This window comes from Salicola sp. AFF1 (assembly GCF_056783195.1).
Map to the genome: position 1 here is coordinate 1 of NZ_JBXAYL010000207.1, position 252 is coordinate 252.

Annotated in this window: 1 pseudogene; it reads left to right on the plus strand. The window is 67.5% G+C overall.

The window, feature by feature from the left end:
* A pseudogene (locus AC1RQI_RS17370) lies at nucleotides 1–252 on the plus strand (ABC transporter ATP-binding protein); the annotation flags it as partial.

Genomic DNA, 252 nt, shown 5'->3' on the forward strand with positions numbered 1-252 from the left:
GTTCGGCGCGCTCGACCAGTTCACCCGCGAGGAGCTGTGGGGAATCCTGCAAGCGCTCTGGATGACCCACAAGCCGACCGTGCTGCTGGTGACCCACGATCTGCGCGAGGCCGGCTTTTTGGCCAGCCGCATCTGCGTGATGAGCGCGCGGCCCGGCCGCATCCTCGATGACTCCCGGGTCGACTTTGCCCGGCCGCGCACCGTGGCGATGACCTTCGAGCCGGATTTCGTCGCGCTCAACCAGAAGCTCCG